Raw genomic sequence first — 22,221 nt, 5'->3', positions numbered from 1 at the left:
GATAAAGGAAACAAAGTTATTTAACTGAGGTGCCCCCCCAAAGTGATTAGTGAAAATAATAACATGAAACTCGATTTCCCGATATATTAAATATTTCTAAAATGGACAATCGATGAAACAGGAGGAAAAGAAAATGAAATGCTACGGAAAAGCTAAAAAAATTGCGTTGCTTGGTTTAGATGGCGCTGATCCGATGTTCATGAAGAAATTGATTGCGGAAGGTAAATTACCCAATTTCCAAAAGTTCATGGAATCGGGTGTTGTGACCGAGGATCTCGGTATGCAGGGGGCTTTGCCCACGATTACCCCCCCGAACTGGGCTTCCCTGGCAACGGGAGCCTGGCCAAATACCCATGGCATTACCTGCTTCTGGAACCATACGCTGGGAAATCCCCTGGACATCCTGGACTTTGGCTGGAATTCAGAGCTTTGTAAGGCGGAGTATATCTGGGATGCCTTCGATCGGGCCGGCAAAAAGAGTATTATCTTCAATTATCCCACCTCATGGCCTCCAACCAACCCTAATGCTATTGTTGTGGATGGCACCAGCATGTTCAGTAACCTTAGAGGTTATATCGACTACGAAAAGATTTTTGAATGCAGCGAAGGTGATTTTCCCATTCAGGTAATACCTCATGAAGCTGACCTTAGCGGTACGGATTGCCGCGTTGAGGGCGAGGTTTCGGAGCTGAAAGCAGAGATCAAGAATTTTGACGGCTTTGGGTATCAGCACCCCGGCTGCGTCACGGCAGAAGGGGGAAGTGAAGAGGAGGCTGATTCGGCAAAATGCGACCGCGTCATTGCCCCGATCAAGGCGGCCCAGGGGTGGGCCAAGGCACCGGCCGGGGCCAAGGAAGTCGTGCTCACTGTGAATGAGGGCCAGACAAGGCGCTATGGCTTAATCGTCGCCGATGATGAAAAGAACTACAATAAATTGCAGATATTTGTGAATAAGCAGGATGAAAAGCCCATCGGTGAGGTCGTGATCAATGGGTGGAGTGATTGGATCTATGACAGCTACCATTATAAAGGGGAAAACAAACCGGTTGCCTATAAAGTCAAGCTGGTAGAACTGGCTGCCGAGGGCAGGAGTATGAAGTTCTATTACTCTTTTGCTCTGGACCTGAAGCCGCAAAACTATTTCAGCCCCCTGGAAATCGGTGAGGAACTGTACAAAGCGGTGGGCCCGATGATGCAGCCCTCGAACTTTGATCGTCATAATGATATCGCGGATACCATCGTCCTGGAGACCATGGAAGAAATGTATCAATGGCAGGTCAAAGCTCAGGAATATCTCCTGAAACATAAGGAATGGGATCTCTTCTGCAGCCATATTCACGGTATTGATATGCTGAATCATTTCTATCTCGATTATACCATACCGGCCACAACACCGAATTATGAGCGCTATCAGGCGATTATACTCAAAATGTACCAGATAACGGATACTTATATTGGCAAAATGATGAAATTATTCGATGAGGAGACAACGGTGGTGATCGCTTCCGATCACGCGGCCATTGGCAGAGATCGTCATATCATTCATCCCTTGATCGGGGATATGTGGGGATTTAATGTGGGTGTACTGGGGGAATTGGGCTACACCAAGCTTAAAGAAGTCAAAGGTAAAGTGGAAATCGATTGGGAAAATACCCAGGCTGTTGCCCAGCGTGCCACCTATATTTACATCAATCTCAAAGGAAGAGACCCTCAGGGGATAGTGGATCCTAAAGATTATGATGACCTTGTTCGCAGGATCATTGACGATTTATACGCCTACAGAGATCCGCAAACGGGCAAGCGGGTGATCAGCTTAGCCTTGAATCGGTCGGATATGGAGTACTTAAATATGGGAGGCCCCCACTGCGGAGATATCTTCTATATGATGGAGCCCGAATTTAACAGAACCCATGGCAATGGGTTAAGCAATATGAGTCTGAATGGATACTCCTTAAAATGCCTCTTTATGATGGCGGGCGCGGGAGTGAAACAGGGTGAGGTTATCAATCGCCGGGTTCGCATCGTCGATGTTGTGCCAACACTCTGCCATTTAGCCGGCGCTCCGATGGCTCATGATGTGGAAGGCGGCGTAATTTATCAATCCCTTGCAGACTGAATAAAGCTAAAACTCCCCGGGAAATTGCCGATTTCCCGGGGAGTTCCCCGACCCATTTCTGAACAGGGTCTTTTAAGAACAGTCTTCAACGATGGTTTCTTCACAAAAGGATTTAAGAATGGCGATAAATTCCTTCTCAGCGGCAGAAAAGACGTGGCGCTTAGCCCATATTAAAGCAATCGTTATATCTAAAGTAACATCTTGAATAGCTATGGGAACAATTTCATGGGACAACTGATAGACATCGTTTTTCGACATAAACTTAGGGAAAAATGAGATAAAGGTTCCTTGGGAAACGGTTCGTTTGATCATTTCGAAGTTATCAAAACGAAATGAAATTTTAGGTGAAGAATATTTTTTTAAGAGACTGGTGATGCCTCCGTTATTTCTGGAAAATTCATCATTATAGGCTACAACCGGATATTCAAGGGCCTCTTGGAGAGTAACGGATTGCTTGTTGGCAAGAGGAGAGTTTTTTCCGACATAGATGAGAAATTCATCATGGAAGAGCTTTTCAAAATAAATGTTTTTTTCTTGAATTTCTTCAGTCATAATAACGATGCCTATGTCCGCCGTCCCGGACTGAATATGGTTTAATACCTGGATTGACTCGCCAACGTGCAGGGAAACACTGATGCCTGGATGAGCTTCTTTCAAAAAAGACAAGACATGGGGCATGATTTTATCACACATACTGGGGATGGTCGCAATGGTGACATTTCCAGCTAAGGCGGAGGTGTTGGCCAACTCTTTAATAAAATCGACTTTTTGCAGTATTTCTTCGGCAGCTTCAATAATGGTTTGGCCAATGTCCGTTGGGTAGGCCCCCTTGGTGGTCCGCTTAAATAAGAGGACTCCCAATTCATCTTCAAGCTTGCTGATGGATGCACTAACCGCAGGCTGAGTGATATAGATGCGTTCTGCCGCTATGGATATGGAATTATATTTGGCAACTTCAACGAGATGATAGAGTTGTTCCAATCTCATATAATATCACACTACCTTAATGTATTGAGCTAAAAGCAATAGCATGCGCCAGTGGTCTGTAACACCTAAGAATTTGGTTCCCGCCGGATCACCTAAACCTTTAGATATTACAGACCACTAGTATATCAAAAATAATTATATCAGGACTAAAAGTGACTTGCAAGAATAGTTGTATATTTCAGTAATTTCCAAAAGATATGTTTAGAAATGCAGGGAAAGTGACGAGAAGCTAATGCATGATTCAAAAATATTGCTGATCGGCGGCGTTGGAACAGGCAAAACGACCCTTAAACAAGCTTTAAGCGATCTGCCCCTGATCTATCAAAAAACCCAAGCACTGAACTTTAGTGAAGTTTTTATCGATTGTCCTGGGGAGTATCTGGAGATTCCCCGTTACTATCATGTGATTATCGATCTCAGCCATCAAGTTTCGGAAATTTGGGCGCTGCAGGATGCTACGAAGACTTACTTAACTTATCCTCCGAAGTTTGTCCGCGTTTTTCGTAAACCGGTCATCGGCGTGATCACTAAGATCGATTTACCCCAGGCCAATTTAGAAGCTGCCCGCTCTTTCTTGAACAATGCAGGGATTGCTCAGCCCTTTTATGAGATCTCGGCTCTCCATAAAAAGAATATCCAGATCCTAAGAACTAGGATTGAGTGTTTAACTAAGTAATGCGAATGAGCGATTAAGCACTGTAGAGAAAGGAGGATTTTAGATGATAGAGGCTGTTAAACCCAAGGTATTAGCGACCCGTTTAATTCCCAATGTAGCACCGGAACTGGCCGGCCAGCTCGGTTTAGCTCAATATCAAAGATCCATAGGCATGATCACTTGCAACATAGACGATTCGACTTATGTTGCTTTGGATGAGGCCACGAAAAAGGCCGATGTCGCCGTGGTTTATGCCAAGAGCTTTTATGCGGGGGCGGCCCATGCCTCCGGACCCCGCTCCGGAGAAGTCATCGGCATCCTGGCAGCTGCCAATCCTGCCGATGTGCGGGCAGGGATTGACGCATGCATTGCTTATTTGGAAAATGAAGCTTTTTTCTATAGCCATGATGGGGGGAAAACCGCGTGGTTTCCTCATACAATCTCCAGTACGGGGAGCTATCTTTCCCAAATAGCCGGGATTCCTGAAGGTGAACCCCTTGCCTATTTGATCGCCCCTCCCCTGGAGGCTATCTATGGTATAGATGCCGCCCTCAAAGCGGCTGATGTGGCGATGAAGGTGCTTTATGGTCCGCCCACCGAAACGAACTTCGGCGGTGCCTTGCTGACGGGTACGCAAAGCGCCTGCCGGGCTGCCTGTGAGGATTTCCAACGAGCGGTCATCGATGTAGCCGAAAACGGAATGAAATATTAAAGGGGTGGCGGCATGATCATCACAGAAAGGGAGCTGCGGGAAATCTGGCAAAAGACCAAAGGGACAATCATCACACTTCCGGAGGGGAGTGTGCTCACACCTTTAGCACGGGATTTTGTCCGCTCCAAACAAATACAGATTCAACTGGAAGACAAGGCAGGAACAGCAGTTAAAAAGGCTTTACCCCAAAAAACTAATTTAAAAGGCGGCAAGCCGGAACAAATGACCCATTTATATCAAAATGAACTGGTCAGCAAAAATCATCCGGTCATTGCTCTGCGTGGACAACTGGATCTTTTTCAAACCCTGCTGATCGATACCCAAATAGGCCTTCAGGCCATGGGGGAGTTGGAATTGGTCAGAAAGTTAGAGGAAGTGGCAGTATTTGCCCGGAATATTATGGCGGCCGAAGTCAAAAGGCAGCCCTTTGAATTTAAAACCCTTTGGGGACTGACAGCAGACGAGATCAGGGAACGTTCTCATTATCCCCATCAATATTATGGCGTGTCACATTCCCCCCTGAGCTATAAGCAGGGCGGGACTGTCATCAAGCTCCACCAACTCAGGGCTAAAATCCGCGAAGTAGAACTGTACGCTAACCGGGCCTTTACGGATACGAATGGAGAGTGCAGCCGGGTTGATCTTGTTCAGGCGCTTAATCGCCTGTCAAGCGCATTCTATGTCTTGGCGTGTGAGCAACAAATTAAGGCGTAAGACGGAGGAGCAGTCATGATCTTGGCCTATGTTTTGGGGAATGTCTGGTCAACACGAAAAGAAGAAGCTTTAAAAGGGTTTAAATTCCTTGTAGTACAACCGGTGACCTTAACTTATGAAGAGAGCGGGAGACCCCGCTTTGAGAAATACGGAAATACCCTGATTGCAGCCGATCGCATCGGAGCAGGAGAAACGGAAATTGTCATGATCGCCAGCGGCTCATCGGCTCGGCAAAGCCTGGAGGATCAGCGCGCTCCCATCGATGCTGTGGTTATCGGGATCATTGACAAAGAAACGTTCCAAGGGTGAGCCGGCTGGATGACTGTTGGCTATATAATCCTGACGATTAAAGGAGAGATGGGAGGAAGGCTTCGTGATTTTGAAGGCGAAGGTATATCATAAGGTCTTTGCTTTTAAAGACCTTAAAGAAGTTCTGGCTAAAGCAAATGAGGAGAAATCCGGTGATGTTTTGGCTGGCATAGGAGCAACGTCCGCTTCGGAACGAGTGGCCGCTAAACTGGTCTTAAGCAACCTTACCCTCGAAGATCTTTATAACCATCCGGTTCTGCCTTATGAAGAGGATGAAGTAACCCGGGTGATTTATGATGGGCTTAACTTAAGGATCTATCAGGAAATGAAGGGTTGGACAGTGGGTCAGCTTCGGGAGTATATTCTCGATCATGGCACCACAGGCAGCCATCTCAATCACATCAGCCGCGGTTTAACCAGCGAAATGATTGCCGCCGTTGCCAAACTGATGTCCAACATGGATCTGGTCTATGGTTCGAAAAAAATGCGGCATCAGGCCCATTGCAATACCACCATCGGCATTCCGGGAACTTTAGCCTTCCGCTGCCAGCCCAATCATCCCACTGATTCAGTGGAAGGGGTGATGGCGTCCTTAAAAGAAGGGCTATCCTATGGCTCGGGGGATGCCGTAATTGGGATTAATCCTGTGGAAGATAATGTGGACACTCTGTCCCGGCTCCTGGAAACGGTCAAAGAATTTATGCAGCAATGGGAGATTCCAACTCAAAATTGTGTCCTTGCTCATATTACCACCCAAATGAAAGCGATCACTAAAGGGGTGCCCATTGATCTTGTTTTTCAGAGTATAGCAGGAACCCAAAAGGCCAATGAGGCTTTTGGAATCTCCAAGGAGCTTATTGATGAAGCCTTTGCCCTTATCCAGCGCAACGGAACAGCCACCGGGCCGAATTTAATGTACTTCGAGACAGGTCAGGGATCGGAGATTTCCCTGGCTGCCCACCATGGTGTGGATATGATGACCTTAGAGTCCAGAACCTATGGATTTGGGCGCCATTACCGGCCTTTCCTGCTCAATAATGTATCGGGATTTATCGGACCGGAGACGATTTACTCGGGCCGGGAAGTCATCCGGGCCGATCTGGAGGATTTGTTTATGGGTAAGCTCCATGGTTTGCCTATGGGGATCGCTCCCTGTTACACCAATCACATGAAAGCGGATCAAAATGATCAGGAAATTGCCACGCTGCTCTGCGCTATGGCGGGCGCTAATTATTTTATGGGTCTTCCCGGAGGGGACGATGTTATGCTCAGCTATCAGGATACAAGCTATCATGATGATGCCGCAACCCGTGAAATTCTTGGCCTGCGTCCCTTGCCTGAGTTCGAGAAGTGGCTGGAGAAGATGGGAATCATGGAGAATGGACAGCTTACAGAACGGGCGGGGGATCCGTCTGTTTTCGATAAGTAGAAGGGAGGTAGAATGATGCATACAGCTGAAAAGGAGTTAGAAAGAATACTACAAGGCATTCTGGATGAGTTGTTAAAAGAAGGGTCATCTTTTTCTGCAAAGAATCTTCCTGGGGAAAAGGAGACCCTGATATCCAAGGGCTTAAAGGATACTCCTGCCCATGAGCTTGGGCAGGAAGACATGGTCACGCTTATGTCGGCCGATGAAGTGTTGGTGTCTAAACCGGCTAATTTAGAGGCGATTAAGGCCATGAAAGCAACGACCCCGGCCCGGATTGGCATTGGCAGAGCAGGGGCGAGAATGAAAACCGCTTCCTTATTAAAATTTCTGGCCGACCATGCAGTTGCCCAGGATGCTGTGTTTGCGGATGTTTCTCCTGAATTTTTAAGCCGGATGAATCTCTTTGCCGTGCAAAGTTCAGCGCGGAATAAAGAAGAATTTCTTACCCACCCTGAATTGGGCAGACGGCTTTCCGAGGAATCGCTCCAAATCATCACCCAGAAGTGTGAAAAAAATATTCAGGTGCAGATTATTGTCGTTGACGGATTAAGTTCCAGCGCTATTGAAGCCAATATTCCCGACCTCCTGCCTGCCTTAACCCAAGGGCTTGCCGTCTCAGGCATAAAGACAGGCGACCCCTTTTTTGTCAGATATGGCCGGGTTTGGGTTGAAGATCAGGTGGCTAGCCTTGTGAATGCGGATGTGGTGGTTTCCCTAATCGGAGAACGCCCTGGTCTGGGAACAGCCGAGAGTCTCAGCGCTTACATGATCTATCGTCCTGATGAAACAACTGTGGAAGCGGACAGAACCGTAATATCCAACATTCATAAAGGTGGAATTCCGCCGGCCGAGGCCGGTGCCCATCTGGCGGATGTGATTAAGCAGATTCTTAAAGCAAGGGCAAGCGGGGTGCGTCTTAACAGGCAGATTGTTGTATCCTAAGGAGAACGTAGGTGTGTGCTGATGAGCCGGTCAGATAGTCAAATCATAACGAGTGTGGGAATCGATATTGGGACCACAACCACTCAATTGGTCTTAAGTCGCCTCACCATTGAAAATACCGCCAGCGTTACCCTGGTTCCACGTGTGTCGATCACCGCTAAAGAAGTGATTCATCGGAGTCGAATCCATTTAACGCCGCTTTTGGAGCATCACCTTATCAATGGGGAGGAGATTTCCCGCCTGGTTGAAGAGGAATATCGGTTAGCGGCCGTGACCCCCCGGGACATTGACAGCGGGGCGGTCATTATTACAGGGGAAACCGCCAAAAAGGAAAATGCCAAAGCGCTGTTAGACGTATTGGCTGGCTTTGCCGGAGATTTTGTGGTCGCTGCCGCCGGTCCCAACCTGGAGTCGATCTATGCGGGCAAAGGATCGGGTGCCGCGGCATATTCGGCTGAAAAGCATCAGGAGATTGTCAATATCGATGTGGGCGGCGGAACTTCGAATTTCGCCGTATTCCGGGAGGGCCAGGCGATTGATACCACGTGTCTGAATATAGGGGGCCGTCTGCTGGAAATTGAGCCTGGGGGAGATAGGGTTACTTATATTGCCCAGCCGATGCAAGCTGTACTCAAAGCTATGGGCCGCTGGATCAGGGTGGGGGAAGTTATTCAACTGGAGCATCTAAGGGAAATTGCTGCCTTGATGGCCCAGTCCATTGTCGAGGTTATCCTGAGCAAAAACCTTTCTTCATTAACGGGAGAACTTCTGATGGCACCTCCATTGTCTTTAAATTATCCCCTGAACAGCATCATGGTATCCGGGGGAGTGGCGGATTACGTCTACAAGGACTCACCGCCCTGTTCTGTGGAAGAGGTCAGTGCTTTCGGCGATATGGGTCCGTTACTGGGCTGGATGTTAAGAGAAAAAATAATTGCCGCAGGCTTCGCCCTGATAAAGCCCCTGGAAACGGTCAGAGCCACGGTGATTGGAACCGGTACACAGTCCATCAGCCTGAGTGGTAGTACGATCCATGTGCAAGGACAAACAAGTTTGCCCCTTAGAAATATCTTAGTGGCTAAGCCCTTTCCGGAGGGGTCTGCTGGAATCCCCGCTGCTGCTGAAGAAATAGGGGATTTTGTGAGAAAGAGCGTTTCCCTTCTCTACACGGAAGGACAAACGCAGCACCTTGCCCTGGCTTTTCAAGGCCCGAGAACCCTTTCCTTTCTGGACATCCAAACCTTAGCCAAAGGCATTGTGCTGGGGGTAGATGAATTTATCGCTGGGGATAAGCCTTTAATTCTGATTATTGAAAAGGACTGCGGCAAGATTCTTGGTCAATGTCTGACGGCCCTGTGCGGGAAACACAGAGAATTGATTTGTATCGACCAGCTCTGCCTGGAGAATTGCGATTATATTGATATTGGCAAACCCCTTATGGGAGGGCGCATTATCCCTGTGGTCATGAAGACCCTTGTCTTCGATACCAAGAAACTGTAAAGAGTGCATTGAGTCAATTATGCTTAGAGGAAGTAGTAGTGACTTAACGGATGTAAAAAATGACTCGTGGCGGCCTGGCTCTCCTGATGAGCCAGGCCTGCTGTGTTCCTTGGAGCCTTTGGCATAAAAATTGCAGTATTGTATAGAAAACCCGGTTTCGCTACGAAGACACTGTCTTCGCACTTGTTGCCTTAAACCGATGCTTGCAAATGAGGCGAAATCGCTGGTTGCACTTATGCTTAGAAAGTATATAGCGCAAGCTTATACTTTCTGTAGTATAAAAAGTCCTGGGGGGTGGATCGAATAGATCACACGGACTCTAAATTCGTGCAGGCGGGTGAAACTCCCGTACTCCCCGCCACATTTATGTTTTTAACAAGGAGGGACCCACCCTTGAGCAGCTTTTGGACAAAGGTTCAATATCAACGCCTGAAAGAACTCAATGCTTCCGGGGAGCAGCTGGAAATGGGTTTTTCCGATGCACTAAGCCGTGACCGCGCTTTTCAGGGGATTGAACATCAACTGATGAGCCAGGGAAAACGCCATTTGGAACAGCTGCGCACGGTGAAGCATCGTCCCGCCTTGCTCGAGCTTGAAGAGGGATTAGCGAAGGCATTGCACCAACAGGGATTTGTTCAGGTGGTGACCCCGACGATTATTACGAAGTCGGCCTTGGCTAAGATGACCATAGGGGAGGACCATCCTTTGTTTTCCCAGGTTTTTTGGTTGGATGGGAAGAAATGTTTGCGGCCGATGCTGGCTCCCAATCTATACACTTTGTGGAGAGAGCTTGAGCGCCTGTGGGATAAGCCGATCCGGATTTTCGAGATTGGAACCTGTTACCGGAAAGAGTCCCAGGGGGCACAACATCTCAATGAATTTACCATGCTGAATCTCACAGAACTGGGGACTCCGCTGGAAGAGCGGCATCAACGTCTTGAAGACATGGCCCGTTGGGTGCTGGAGGCTGCGGGAATAAGGGAGTTTGAGCTGGTTACGGAATCCTCGGTAGTTTACGGGGATACGGTAGATGTGATGAAGGGCGATCTGGAGCTGGCTTCGGGGGCCATGGGGCCCCACTTCCTTGATGAAAAATGGGAGATAGTTGATCCCTGGGTAGGCCTGGGCTTTGGTCTGGAAAGGCTTCTGATGATTCGCGAAGGAACACAACATGTTCAGAGTATGGCCAGAAGCCTGAGCTATCTTGATGGAGTACGCTTAAATATCAATTGATAATATAAACTGAAGCTTCTTCTTTCTTTAATAAAGCAATCAGGCGCAAAAAGATTCAAGAGATTTGGGAGGAGATTGCAGGGGCAGGAGGCAGAAAATGATATGCAGAATTTAAAGCTGGCAGAGATTTTAGAAAAGGCAAAAGCGGAGTCTATGCTTAGTCATGAAGATATTTTGAGGTTATTGGAAACAACTGAGGACCAATTCGGGTGTGTCGCTCAGGTTGCGCGGGAACTGCGTGAGAAGTACTTCCAGAACAAAATATTTCTTTATGGCTTTTTATATTTTTCCACGTTTTGCAAGAATGACTGTACCTTTTGTCTCTACCGCAAATCAAACCATAGCTATCGGCGCTATCGCAAAGACCGTGCTGAAATCATCGCGGCAGCCCGTGCGCTGGCGGATTCCGGGGTGCACCTTCTGGATCTGACCATGGGAGAAGATCCGTTGTACCATAATACTCCCCAAGGATTCAACGAACTTTTGCAGACAGTCCGGGAAATTAAGCGGGAAACCCAAACGCCGGTGATGCTATCGCCGGGGATCGTATCCCCAGATGTTCTGCAGAAATTCAAAGCTGCGGGTGTCGATTGGTACGCATGTTATCAGGAAACCCATAATCGGACCCTCTATAACCGCTTGCGGATTGGACAGAGCTATGATGAGCGGATGGGGCAAAAAAGCCTGGCCAAGGCCATGGGGTATCTTATCGAAGAAGGAATTCTGACAGGCGTCGGGGACACCCATGAAGATATTGCGGCTTCGATCCTCACCATGAAAAGGATGGAAGCGGCCCAGGTCCGGGTTATGAGCTTTGTTCCTCAGGAAAACACCCCTTTAGCCGGGTGGAAAACGGGGTCTCATTTCCGTGAACTCTTGATTATTGCCATCATGCGCTTGGTTATGCCTGACCGTCTGATCCCGGCTTCCCTTGATGTGGATGGCTTAAGGGGGCTGGAACAGCGTTTGAATTCGGGGGCCAATGTGGTCACTTCGATTATTCCGCCTGCGGCGGGCCTGGCGGGAGTATCCCAGAGCAGCCGTGACATTGCCGACGGCAACCGTTCCCTGGAGAAGATTATCCCCATCCTCAACAGAATGCATTTAGAGCCGGCTACCCGCCTGGAATACCAAGCCTGGCTGGAATCATGGCCTGCTCATCCTGCTTGTTCAGCGAAAGGAGCCGTTCAATGCGGGTAGGGATCATTGGCGGCAAGCTCCAGGGTGTTGAAGCTGCTTATTTAGCGAAAAAGGCCGGTTGGGATGTTGTTCTTTTTGATCGCAGGAAAAAAGCCCAAGGGGCTCAGCTGGCGGATGTATTCCACTGTATGGACATACTCCGGTCAAGGGAAGAATTTGTGGCCGAGCTTAAAGGGGTGAATCTAATTTTGCCGGCCATTGAAGATCTGGAGGTTTTGACAGCCCTTGCAGACATTGGGCAGAGAACCCACATCCCTTGTGTTTTGGATCTGGACGCCTATAGGATCTCGTCGTCCAAGCAGCGTTCCAATCAGCTGTTCGCGGCAATGGGGGTTCCGGCCCCGCGGCCGTGGCCCGACTGTCATTTCCCAATGCTGCTCAAGCCTTCGGATGGTAGTGGCAGTGAGGGGGTCCAGGTTATTCCCTGCCGGGAGAAATTGGAGCGCCTTCTCCATCAGGAGTCTCGGGACAATTGGGTTTTGGAGGAGTATCTGGAGGGACCGTCTTATTCCATCGAGGTGATGGGTTTCTCCGGAAACTATCAAGTGTTTCAGATCACGGAGTTAGAGATGGATGCCCAGTATGATTGCAAAAGGGTGCTTGCACCTGCCCGGCTGGACCTGGGGCTTAAGCGTGAATTCGAAGAGATGGCTTTAAAACTGGCAGGAGAGCTTTCTCTGCAGGGAATCATGGATGTCGAGGTTATTCTTCACGCCGGAAAGCTTAAAGTGCTGGAGATTGATGCCAGGTTGCCCAGTCAGACCCCAATAGCTGTGTTTCATTCCACCGGCTTTAATATGGTTGAGTACCTGGGCAAAGCCTTTGTGCAGGGAAAGATGCCCGGCCCCAGGCTGAAGCGGGCTAGACAAAAAGGGGCGGAGAAGCCTGTAATCCTGGAGCATTTCCTGGTAACTCCGGAGAAAATAGAAGCTTGTGGCGAACATATTTTAGGGGAAGCCGGCCCGCTGCATGTTTTAAGAGATTTTTTTGGAGCGGATGAGGTGTTAACCGATTATACCTGGGGCAAAAAGGAATGGGTCCTCACTTTAATGACTTGGGGATCAAGCCCTGTGGAGGTTTGGGCCAAAAGAGATCAGGTCCTTAAACGAATTCAGGAGGAATTGCAGATTCCGGAGGTGCTCGATCCTTATCCGCCAAGTTGGTATGAGGGAGCTGAATAGGTATGACTCGTCTTCAGGTAAGGGATATCGAATCAATCCTCCGGCAGATGAACATATATGATGCGGAACTATTGGCCAAAACCGGGTATAGGCTTGCCCATATTGCCGCCCATGCCGTTGGCAGGCTTTCGGCAGATATTCCTGATCCGGGGTTAATTGCCGTAGTGCCGATGACCTGCGGCCTGGGTGTGATCAGTGGTTTTGCGGAGACGGTTGCCGGAATTCTGGGTTTCCTGGGCATGAGGGCCTTTGTGCCGGTCTCTCCCGATGTCAAGGGATTCGCTGAAGCGCTGGAACGCGGAGCGGAAATTATCTTTATGGCCGATGAAGAGCGTTTTATTGGGGTCCATTTGAAAACGGGGCAGATCTCGGACAACAGCGAGGCAACAGGCCGGGGCTTTGCGGCTGCTCTTGATTGCTTGACCGGCGGCCTTAAAGAGCGGGATGTTCTGGTCATAGGCACCGGTCCGGTGGGGCGGGCTGCCGCTTTCGCCGTCCTTGATTTCGGGGGCCATGTCCATGTCCTTGATAAGGAGTTGACCGTGAGCGAAAAATTAGCTCAGGACATCCTCTGTCAACGCAGCTGCTCTATTGGCATTGAGAGGGAATTGGATTCGGCGATGCACAAGCATCGGGCCATTGTGGTGGCCTGTCCTGAAGGGGGATTGATCAGAGCGGATCATCTTCATACGGATACCTGCATAGCTGCGCCGGGGGTGCCGTTGGGTATTCAGGCTCAAGCCATCAAGAAGGTTGAGGGGCGTTTGGTGCATGATCCTCTGCAATTAGGTGTGGCGACAATGCTCTATGAGATTCTTGCCAAAATATCACCGCCGGCATAAAGCTTCCTTGATAGACAGCAGGCAAAGGAGATGAGAGGAGTGTCCCAGGCTTCTGAGGAAAAGAAAAGGTATTACCGAAAAAACGTTGATTTTTTTAATTTGGTGGAAAAAATCAAACTTTGGCCATCCCGCAGCGGCACTCTGCATGGGATCAAAGCCATGACCAGAAGGGGAAATACGGCGGAAATTGTCACCCATTGCAACCGACGCTTTATTATCTATAATTCCAAACATAGCCGGGCGGCACGCTGGCTTCGCAACAAGCTGCATTTTGGGGTGTGTCCGCACTGCCGGATACCGGAATGGAAGCTTCAGAAGTATTCTTCCACAGTCATGAGCCAGCATTATGGCTCACATCTTTAAGGGGATTGTGCATCCGCAAAAAACAACAGTAAGGGCTTATGGCTGCGTAGAGCAGGTCATAAGCCCCTTGAGCTAGTTCGATGGTTTCTGAGCACTCAGCAAGGTGGTCGTATGGGTCCTGATTTTTAGATTGGTTTGGATCTCAGGGGGGTATACTTTCAGCCGCTTCGCCATGGTTTCCACAATGCCATGGGCCGTTTCCCGGTATTCTTCCTTAAGTTTCGGATCTGTGGGGGCTAAGGCGGCAAGAGTTTTCAGCAGCTCGTTATAGGCGCTGAGCATGTTGTCACGGTGAATAGTAAATTGGACGTCGGTGATTTTCCGGGCGGAGGCGGTTTCTTCTGGGGCTTTCTCCGGTTCTTTTTGTTGTGGTGTGACATTTCTTTGCCCATTCTCATAGTTCTGCTTGTAGTCTGAAACCTGGCTCTCCAGTTCTGTGTTCTGCGTAATTAATTCGGTGATTTTGCTGTCTTTCTCATCCAGCTCTTTTTGGAGGTCGTTTTTCTCCTCGATGGCCTGATCCCGTTCCTTATTGGCCTCATCCTTTTCCTGAAGGGCTTGTTTCTTTTCCTGGACAGCCTCTTGCAGTTCCTTTCTGGTCATGCTGCCCACATCATTGTCCAGGACAAATTGCTCTCTTTCCTCTTCCGGAATTCCAAGCAGAATAAGCGCTTTGGTATAGCCCAAATTCGCCTCCGGGGGCGAATTTGGGCTGCTATCATCGCCGGATAAGGCAGGCAGCTTATGCCCATATTCATCAAAGAGCTGCATCAGCTTATCAGCGGTCCGCTGGGAATAATTGACCGATTCTTCCAGCCATTTACCCCATTCCCCGTGAGGAACAAGGGCCTTGGCTTCCTTCAGGCGCTTGCCGATCTCAACAGCACCGGTCAGAAGGGCTTTTTTGGTTTGCTGGTTAATCATATTGATTTCAGCCGCGATAATCAGCGGCGTGCGTTCGACGCTCAATTTGGTCATAGTGGTACCCATCCTTTTGACAGCTTTAGTATAGAATATGTAGCTGTACTGACCAAAGTGAGAGGACTCGTACGCAGAATAACTATTTATATCTTACAAGAGTCCTCAAATTCGATTGAGGAAAAAACAAGAGAAAGGCGCTATCCCCTGCGGGACAACGCCTTCTCTTGTTTTTTTCGTACCGGTTAAAGATAACTCTATGCTTCGGTAAGCTTCCTGATTACACCGTTCCCTGAGCCTTCATAGCTTCGGCTACCTTAAGGAAGCCGGCGATATTGGCCCCTGCCACCAAATTCCCCTCAAAGCCGAACTCTTGAGCGGCTTTGCTGGCATTGTGGTAGATATTGACCATAATATTTTTGAGCTTGGCATCCACTTCTTCAAAAGTCCATGAATAGCGCATGCTGTTTTGGGACATCTCCAGAGCGGATACGGCCACACCTCCGGCATTGGCTGCTTTGCCCGGACCATAGATGATTTTGTGCTGGAGGAACACATCCACAGCTTCCGGAGTGGAAGGCATATTGGCTCCTTCACCGACAGCGTAGCAGCCGTTTTTAACAAGAACTTCGGCCGCTTCCCCGTCCAATTCGTTTTGAGTGGCACAGGGGAGTGCGATAGCGCAGGGGATGGTCCAGATGCCTGCACAGCCTTCATAATATTCGGCAGTGGGATGAATGCTGACGTAGTCTTTAAGGCGCTTCCGCTCAACCTCTTTCAACTGGCGGACTGTATCGAGATTAATACCGTCTTTATCATAGATATAGCCGTTGGAATCGCTCATGGCCACGACTGTGCCCCCTAGCTGGGTGGCCTTTTGGGTCGCGTAAATGGCAACGTTTCCGGAGCCGGAAACAACGACAGTAGCGCCGCTGAAGGATTTGCCCACGGCTTTAAGGGCTTCTTCCATAAAATAAACCAATCCATAGCCGGTTGCTTCCGTACGGCCCAGGCTGCCGCCAAAGGTTAAGCCTTTGCCGGTGAGAACACCTTCATATCTATTGGTAATCCGCTTATATTGACCGAACATATAGCCCACTTCCCGTCCGCCGACACCGATATCCCCTGCCGGGACGTCTGTATCGGCACCAAGGTAGCGATAAAGTTCTGTAATGAAGCTTTGGCAGAACCGCATGATTTCTCCTTCGGATTTTCCTTTCGGATCAAAATCACTGCCCCCTTTACCGCCGCCAATGGGCAAACCGGTCAGGGAGTTTTTAAAGATCTGTTCGAAGCCTAAGAATTTTATGATACCTAAATACACCGAAGGATGGAAACGCAGGCCCCCTTTATAAGGTCCGATGGCACTGTTGTATTCCACACGGAAACCACGGTTCACCTGGACCTTGCCCTGGTCGTCAACCCAAGGGACCCGGAAGAGAATCTGCCGTTCAGGCTCGACGATGCGCTCGAGAATTCCTGCTTCCTTAAGATCGGGACGTTTTTCCAACACGGGTTCGAGAGATTCCAAGACCTCTCTCAGTGCCTGGTGAAATTCAGCTTCACCGGGATTGCGCTTAACGGCTTGTTCCAGAACTTCTTGAACATAGGTCATATTCAGTTTTCCCCCTAAACGTCTTTGTTTAAGTTTTCCGTCTTCTGTCCCAATTAATGTAACAGAAGTAACGTAGAAATATTCTCTGTTATAGGTCAAAACCCTTTTTGTTTTGGGAGTGTGTATTGTATTCATGAAGATAGAGGATTATTTAACAAAAATGTAGAATTAAAATCATCAGCAAGCCAAAAATATGAAGGGAGATTGTCCAGTAATGGAAAACACCTTGATCAAGTCGATTTATCGCGATACTCCAGCTTACCTCAACCAAGAGCTGCAGATTTCCGGATGGGTCCGTACCCTGAGGGTATCTAAATCCTTTGGTTTTATTGAAATCAACGATGGGTCTTTTTTTAAGGGTATCCAGGTGGTTTTTGAAGAAGATTTAAATAACTTCGAGGAGATTGCCAAAGTCGCCACAGGGAGCTCATTGATCATAAAAGGCCTGCTGGTAGAGTCCCCGGGTGCAAAGCAGCCCTTTGAGCTGAAGGCGCAGTCCATCATGATCGAGGGAGCCTGCAGCGGGGATTATCCTCTGCAGAAAAAACGCCACTCCTTTGAATATCTGCGGACTATCGCTCACCTTAGACCTAGGACCAACACTTTTGCGGCGGTATTCCGTGTTCGCTCCCTGGTGGCCTATGCTATACATAAGTTTTTCCAGGATAAAGGGTTTGTCTATATTCATACTCCGATCATTACGGGCAGTGATGCTGAAGGAGCCGGAGAAATGTTCCGGGTTACCACCTTGGATTTGGATGCTCTGCCCAGGACTGAGGAGGGTCGAATCGATTATGCCAAAGATTTCTTTGGCAAAGAAACCAACCTGACGGTAAGCGGCCAGCTCAATGCCGAAACCTATTGCATGGCTTTTCGCAATGTCTATACCTTTGGTCCCACCTTCCGGGCTGAGAACTCCAATACAGCCCGCCATGCCGCGGAATTCTGGATGATTGAACCGGAGATTGCTTTTGCCGACTTGCAGGATGATATGGAACTTGCCGAAGAAATGATGAAATACTTGATCAGCTATGTCTTGGAACATGCTCCGGAAGAAATGGCTTTTTTCAATGAATTCGTGGATAAAACCTTGTTTGATCGTTTGGACAACATTGTCAACTCAGATTTTGGCCGCCTTACCTATACGGAAGCCATTGAGATTCTGCAAAAAGAGAAAGAGCGCTTTGAATTTCCCGTGGAATGGGGAGCAGATCTCCAGACTGAGCATGAACGCTTCTTGACGGAACAAATCTTCAAGAAACCGGTGTTTGTTGTCGATTATCCCAAGGATATCAAAGCTTTCTACATGCGCTTGAATGACGATCAGAAAACTGTGGCAGCTATGGATCTGCTCGTTCCCGGAGTAGGGGAAATCATCGGCGGCAGTCAGCGTGAAGAGCGTTTAGACTATCTGGAGAAGAGGATGGCTGAGCTGGGGCTGCATAAGGAAGACTACAGCTGGTACCTGGATCTCCGTAAATACGGCGGAACCCGTCATGCGGGCTATGGACTGGGCTTTGAACGGGTGATTATGTATTTAACCGGAATATCCAATATCCGCGATGTGGTGGCTTTCCCAAGAACGGTTAAAAATGCGGACTTCTAAATAGTCGCTGCACTATTATTGAATGTTTAGGAAGAGCAATTAAATTATAATATAAAGCAGAATTTGGAGCGCTTAGTGGTTTAACCTATAAGCGCTTTATCTGTCTCAATAAGTCGGCTGAATTCCCTTGAATTGCATCTCAATTCAGGAAATAGCGTCACAATTTGAGAAATAGCCGCATTTTTCACCATGTATACAATGTTTTTATTGGAAGAGGCAGGAAAAGTGAATCTGCTATAGAACACTTATTGATTCCTGTAAATATCATAAAATGATAATTTTCTATGGATTAGGAATAATATTGTCGTAAATAAAAGGAGGATGACCCTATGCCTAATAAAGAAATGCTTCTCATACCCGGGCCGACACCGGTTGTGGATGAAATATATGAAGCATTAGCCCAAGAGACCTATTCCCATACGGATCCCAGGCTGGTTAAGAGATTTAAGAACAGCCTGGACATGACCAAGCGCTTGTTCAATACCGACGGCGAAGTCTTTGTGGTTGCCGGTTCCGGGACCTTATCCATGGAGATGGCCATCGTCAACACTGTGGCCCCCGGAGAAAAGATTCTGGTCATTAGTCATGGCTATTTCGGCGATCGCTTCATCCCATTGGCTCAAGCCCATGGTATTCAGGTTGAAGTGCTTCAATCCCAGTGGGGAAAACATGTTGAAATCTCTGCCGTTGAGGAAAAGCTTGCTGAAGGAGGCTTCAAAGCCGTCACGGTGACCCATGCGGATACCTCCACCGGGGTCATGTCCAATCTGGAAGAACTGGTGCCGGCAGTGAAAAAATATGGTCCTCTCTTCATTTTGGATGGAGTCTGTGCCTCAGCTGCGATTGAAGAAAATATGCAAAAAGAATACGGCCATCCCGACTATAGAATCGATCTGGTGCTTACCGGTTCCCAAAAAGCCATCGGTGTTCCTCCGGGTTTAGCTATCGTAGCCTTTGGGCCTAAAGCTTTAAAAGCAAGGGAAGCTATGGATAAGGTGGCCGCCTACTATATGGATATCCTGCGCTGGCTGCCGACGATGCAGGATCCCGGAAAATACTATGCCACCCATCCCGTCAATATGATCTATGCCTATGAAAAAGGAATGGAGCTCGTGATGGCTGAAGGCCTGGAAGCCCGTTATAAGCGCCATGCCGCCCTGGGAAAGGCGGTTCGGGCGGGGTTGGCCCAGTACGGTATGCGGGCCTTGGCTCCTGAGGAGATCGCTGCCCCCACTCTGAGCTGCATCCTCTATCCGGAGGGTGTAAATGACGCCGAATTCCGCTCCAAGCTGGCGGAAAAAGGTATGGTCATTGCCGGTTCGCTGGCGAATCTCGCCGGGAAAGCTTTCCGGATCGGTCATATGGGCAACGCTACTGAAGAGATGTTTATTAAGGCCATGGAACTTGTGGGTGAAACCCTCAACGAGATGGGCTTGCGGGCCGATCCCGCCAAGGCTGTGGAAACCTTTAAAAACGTTTATCATGAAGGATTAGGGAAGTAATACAGCGGCTCAAAAAGGCCATGGATAATCTTCATCAACGGATACGGAGACAGCCCTCCCCAGGGGCTGTCTTTTTATGGTATCCCTACGGATTGGGTTCGTTGCTATGAAAAATCCACGAATCTCTGGATAATAATTCATTTCCTCAGCCACACTAAGAAGGATCTAAATCTAGGTGTGAGGTGAGTGTGATGATCACAAAAAAGAGAGTGTGGGTAGGGGTAATAACGTTGGGTATTGCCTTGATCCTTGCCAGCGGGGCTTATGGCGCTTTGGGTGATCGAGCCTTGAGTCAAGGCTCAAGAGGCTCTGAGGTCACTGAGCTCCAGAAAAAACTTGCCTCTTTGGGCTATGTGGTCGGAAAGGTTGACGGCGTCTACGGCTCAAAGACTAAGGCTGCCGTGACCCGCTTTCAGAAAGAGCGGGGCTTAAAGGTGGATGGAATAGCCGGGGCTCAGACCATCAAGGAGCTCAAGCTTCTGACGGGGGACAGCACGAACGCTTCAGGAAAATCCGTTGGACCAAAGAATGTGGATATTAACCTGTTGGCACGTTGCGTCAGTGCAGAGGCCAGAGGAGAGCCCTATGTAGGACAGGTAGCTGTGGCCGCGGTCCTTCTCAACCGGATGTCGGATCCGGCCTTTCCCAATACCATAGCAGATATAATCTACCAACCCCTGGCTTTTTCCAGTGTGGCTGATGGGCAGATCAATATGGCACCTACAGCTTCAGCACTTAAAGCGGCTCAGGAAGCGGTATCGGGAGTGGATCCCACGGGAGGGGCACTTTTCTTCTTCAACCCGGCCAAGACCAAGAATAAATTCATCTGGTCCAGGCCCCAAATTATGCAAATCGGTAATCATATTTTCACTCGTTAGGAGGGGATGGCATGCGCAGAAACGTTTGGATTGGAATTTTAGGAACCGCTTTAATCCTCTCCCTGGCTTGGGGATTTACTGAGTATCGGCAAGCGGAACAACTGGAAAAAGTCAGCATAAATCAATATCAGCGTTCTTTACGGGATTTCGCCAGCCATCTGGACCAATTGGAAACAGATTTGGCTAAAGGCCGTGTGGCTGCCGCTTCCAGCCAAAGAGTACTCTACCTAAGCCAGGCGGGAAGCATCAGTGAATCGGCGGTTAAAGATTTAGCTCAGCTTCCGGCTGAGGAAAGCGGCCTGAGTTATATCAGTGAGTTTTTGAATCGCACAGGGGATTTAACACGAAGCCTGGCCTATCAAATCTCAGTGGGTCACACACCCACTGCAGAAGATGATAAAAATCTGACCGATGTCCACGAACGCCTTTTGGCCGTCAATCAAAAGGTGCAGGATCTGGTGCAGCGAGTGGATACGGAAGGGCTGGCCTGGCTGGATAATCAGTCATTATGGAATCGTATGGTAGGCTTTTGGCGGACAGGAACGGCGGAAGCTGCGGCGGAATCGGCCGATGGTCCTGCCAGCTCAGTGCGCTCCGGCCTGGATCAATTGAATGCCAGCCTGCAAAAACTTCCGCCCTTTTCCTATGTGGGCGAATATGAATCCCGCTCTGTAAAAGAACCTCTGGGCCTGCCCCGGGATGAGGTGGATAAGGAGACAGCCTTAAAGGCCGCCAAGGATTTCTTAAGCAAGGTAGGATACCCGGAAAGCAATCCGGAGTTTTCCGGCGTCAGTCAGGGTGCTTTAGGAGTTTACATCTTTAAACAAAACGATCTCTTCATGACCGTCAGCAAACGGGGCGGTAAAGTGCTGATCTATCGCGATCAACGGGAATTCAACGAGCGGACCATGAGTGCGGAACAGGCCAAGGAAAAAGTGGCCCAGACCCTTAAGGCCTTAGAATGGAATCTCGTGTTGACCTCGACTGAAGACTTCGGTGGCTATCTGCAGCTGGAGTATGTCTGGGAGGAAAGCGGTACACGTTATTACCCAGATAAACTCCGAGTCACAGTGGCTCTGGATAACGGGCAGATTATCGGCTACGATTCCACCCCTTACTATGCCTATCACCAGAAACGCAATTTCACTAAAAAGCTGACCATGGAACAGGCAAGAGCCAAGCTCAGACAGGGCTTCCAAATCAAAGAGACCCGGACGGCTGTAATTCCGGTCATGGGCAACAAGGAAGTTATGGCTTACGAGTTCAGGGGCGTCTATCAGGATGAGGAATATCTCGTTTATATCAATGCCGAGACTGGAATCGAGGAAAGGATTCAGCGCATTATTAAAACTCCTCGCGGGGAGTACCTGCAATAGTTATGTTGCAATAGGCAGGGAAGCGCAGCCTGAAATAGGGTATACTAGGAGCAAGGTGGTAATGGATGAGACATTGCCATCTTGCTTTTGTGTTAGGTCTTTTTTGGGATAGCGGGTCATGCCGGCTTCGTGCTCTGGGAAGG

General features: G+C 48.8%; 20 protein-coding genes. 17 read left to right on the top strand and 3 right to left on the bottom strand.

Annotated features, from left to right (window positions below; genetic code table 11):
- The first annotated feature begins 133 nt into the window (after positions 1-133).
- Complete coding sequence (locus DHAF_RS24245; protein ID WP_015945510.1) at positions 134-2,116, top strand: alkaline phosphatase family protein; 1,983 nt, start codon at positions 134-136, stop codon at positions 2,114-2,116.
- A 72-nt stretch (positions 2,117-2,188) separates the two neighbouring features.
- Here the strand turns inward: DHAF_RS24245 and DHAF_RS24240 are convergent, their stop codons facing one another.
- Positions 2,189-3,103: a LysR family transcriptional regulator gene (locus DHAF_RS24240; RefSeq protein ID WP_005815333.1), complete on the bottom strand. Its 915-nt coding sequence runs from the start codon at positions 3,101-3,103 to the stop codon at positions 2,189-2,191.
- A gap of 232 nt (positions 3,104-3,335) precedes the next feature.
- On the opposite strand from DHAF_RS24240, the gene DHAF_RS24235 reads away from it, so the two are divergent.
- The 12 genes from DHAF_RS24235 to pylSn all read left to right on the top strand — a co-directional run bounded on the left by DHAF_RS24235 (position 3,336) and on the right by pylSn (position 14,183).
- Positions 3,336-3,779: a EutP/PduV family microcompartment system protein gene (locus tag DHAF_RS24235; RefSeq protein ID WP_011462276.1), complete on the top strand. Its 444-nt coding sequence runs from the start codon at positions 3,336-3,338 to the stop codon at positions 3,777-3,779.
- Positions 3,780-3,822: 43 nt separating this feature from the next.
- A complete protein-coding gene (gene eutL, locus DHAF_RS24230) occupies positions 3,823-4,470 on the top strand; it encodes an ethanolamine utilization microcompartment protein EutL (RefSeq protein ID WP_011462275.1) in 648 nt (215 codons plus the stop codon).
- A 12-nt stretch (positions 4,471-4,482) separates the two neighbouring features.
- Entirely contained in the window at positions 4,483-5,184 is a 702-nt protein-coding gene (locus DHAF_RS24225) for an ATP-binding protein (RefSeq protein ID WP_011462274.1), read from the top strand.
- A 15-nt stretch (positions 5,185-5,199) separates the two neighbouring features.
- A complete protein-coding gene (locus DHAF_RS24220; RefSeq protein ID WP_005815339.1) occupies positions 5,200-5,493 on the top strand; it encodes a EutN/CcmL family microcompartment protein in 294 nt (97 codons plus the stop codon).
- Positions 5,494-5,557: 64 nt separating this feature from the next.
- Positions 5,558-6,922 (top strand): ethanolamine ammonia-lyase subunit EutB, encoded by a 1,365-nt coding sequence (locus tag DHAF_RS24215; RefSeq protein ID WP_011462273.1) that lies wholly within the window; start codon positions 5,558-5,560, stop codon positions 6,920-6,922.
- 15 nt (positions 6,923-6,937) lie between these two features.
- Positions 6,938-7,864, top strand: a complete 927-nt coding sequence (gene eutC, locus DHAF_RS24210; protein WP_011462272.1) for an ethanolamine ammonia-lyase subunit EutC — start codon at positions 6,938-6,940, stop codon at positions 7,862-7,864.
- 15 nt (positions 7,865-7,879) lie between these two features.
- Positions 7,880-9,364: an ethanolamine ammonia-lyase reactivating factor EutA gene (locus DHAF_RS24205; protein WP_015945509.1), complete on the top strand. Its 1,485-nt coding sequence runs from the start codon at positions 7,880-7,882 to the stop codon at positions 9,362-9,364.
- Between the two features lie 294 nt (positions 9,365-9,658).
- On the top strand, positions 9,659-10,597 hold the full coding sequence (gene pylSc, locus DHAF_RS24200; protein ID WP_011462270.1) for a pyrrolysine--tRNA(Pyl) ligase large subunit: 939 nt from the start codon (positions 9,659-9,661) through the stop codon (positions 10,595-10,597).
- Positions 10,598-10,699: 102 nt separating this feature from the next.
- Positions 10,700-11,797 (top strand): methylornithine synthase PylB, encoded by a 1,098-nt coding sequence (gene pylB, locus DHAF_RS24195; protein WP_015945507.1) that lies wholly within the window; start codon positions 10,700-10,702, stop codon positions 11,795-11,797.
- The gene (gene pylC, locus DHAF_RS24190) at positions 11,788-12,978 is read left to right on the top strand and encodes a 3-methylornithine--L-lysine ligase PylC (RefSeq protein ID WP_011462268.1); all 1,191 of its coding nucleotides are present in this window, start codon (positions 11,788-11,790) and stop codon (positions 12,976-12,978) included. The genes pylB and pylC overlap by 10 nt, the downstream gene beginning before the upstream one ends.
- Before the next feature lie 2 nt (positions 12,979-12,980).
- On the top strand, positions 12,981-13,820 hold the full coding sequence (pylD, locus tag DHAF_RS24185) for a 3-methylornithyl-N6-L-lysine dehydrogenase PylD (RefSeq protein WP_011462267.1): 840 nt from the start codon (positions 12,981-12,983) through the stop codon (positions 13,818-13,820).
- A gap of 30 nt (positions 13,821-13,850) precedes the next feature.
- Positions 13,851-14,183, top strand: coding sequence for a pyrrolysine--tRNA(Pyl) ligase small subunit (pylSn, locus tag DHAF_RS24180; RefSeq protein ID WP_011462266.1), 333 nt, complete (start codon positions 13,851-13,853; stop codon positions 14,181-14,183).
- A 72-nt stretch (positions 14,184-14,255) separates the two neighbouring features.
- On the opposite strand, the gene DHAF_RS24175 is transcribed toward pylSn, so the two are convergent.
- A complete protein-coding gene (locus DHAF_RS24175) occupies positions 14,256-15,161 on the bottom strand; it encodes a DUF3102 domain-containing protein (RefSeq protein WP_015945506.1) in 906 nt (301 codons plus the stop codon).
- Between the two features lie 220 nt (positions 15,162-15,381).
- Complete coding sequence (gdhA, locus tag DHAF_RS24170) at positions 15,382-16,716, bottom strand: NADP-specific glutamate dehydrogenase (protein ID WP_015945505.1); 1,335 nt, start codon at positions 16,714-16,716, stop codon at positions 15,382-15,384.
- Between the two features lie 214 nt (positions 16,717-16,930).
- On the opposite strand from gdhA, the gene asnS reads away from it, so the two are divergent.
- From asnS to DHAF_RS24150, 4 genes are all read left to right on the top strand, one after another.
- The gene (gene asnS, locus DHAF_RS24165; protein WP_011462263.1) at positions 16,931-18,322 is read left to right on the top strand and encodes an asparagine--tRNA ligase; all 1,392 of its coding nucleotides are present in this window, start codon (positions 16,931-16,933) and stop codon (positions 18,320-18,322) included.
- Between the two features lie 329 nt (positions 18,323-18,651).
- Positions 18,652-19,824 (top strand): pyridoxal-phosphate-dependent aminotransferase family protein, encoded by a 1,173-nt coding sequence (locus DHAF_RS24160; protein ID WP_005815362.1) that lies wholly within the window; start codon positions 18,652-18,654, stop codon positions 19,822-19,824.
- A 191-nt stretch (positions 19,825-20,015) separates the two neighbouring features.
- Positions 20,016-20,702 (top strand): spore cortex-lytic enzyme, encoded by a 687-nt coding sequence (gene sleB, locus DHAF_RS24155; protein WP_005815363.1) that lies wholly within the window; start codon positions 20,016-20,018, stop codon positions 20,700-20,702.
- A gap of 11 nt (positions 20,703-20,713) precedes the next feature.
- Positions 20,714-22,078, top strand: a complete 1,365-nt coding sequence (locus tag DHAF_RS24150) for a PepSY1/2 domain-containing protein (protein ID WP_011462261.1) — start codon at positions 20,714-20,716, stop codon at positions 22,076-22,078.
- The last annotated feature ends 143 nt before the right edge of the window (positions 22,079-22,221 follow it).

Origin of the sequence: Desulfitobacterium hafniense DCB-2 (assembly GCF_000021925.1) — a bacterium.
GTDB classification, from domain to species: Bacteria; Bacillota; Desulfitobacteriia; order Desulfitobacteriales; family Desulfitobacteriaceae; genus Desulfitobacterium; species Desulfitobacterium hafniense.
This window is presented reverse-complemented; position numbering and strand designations above follow the sequence as displayed.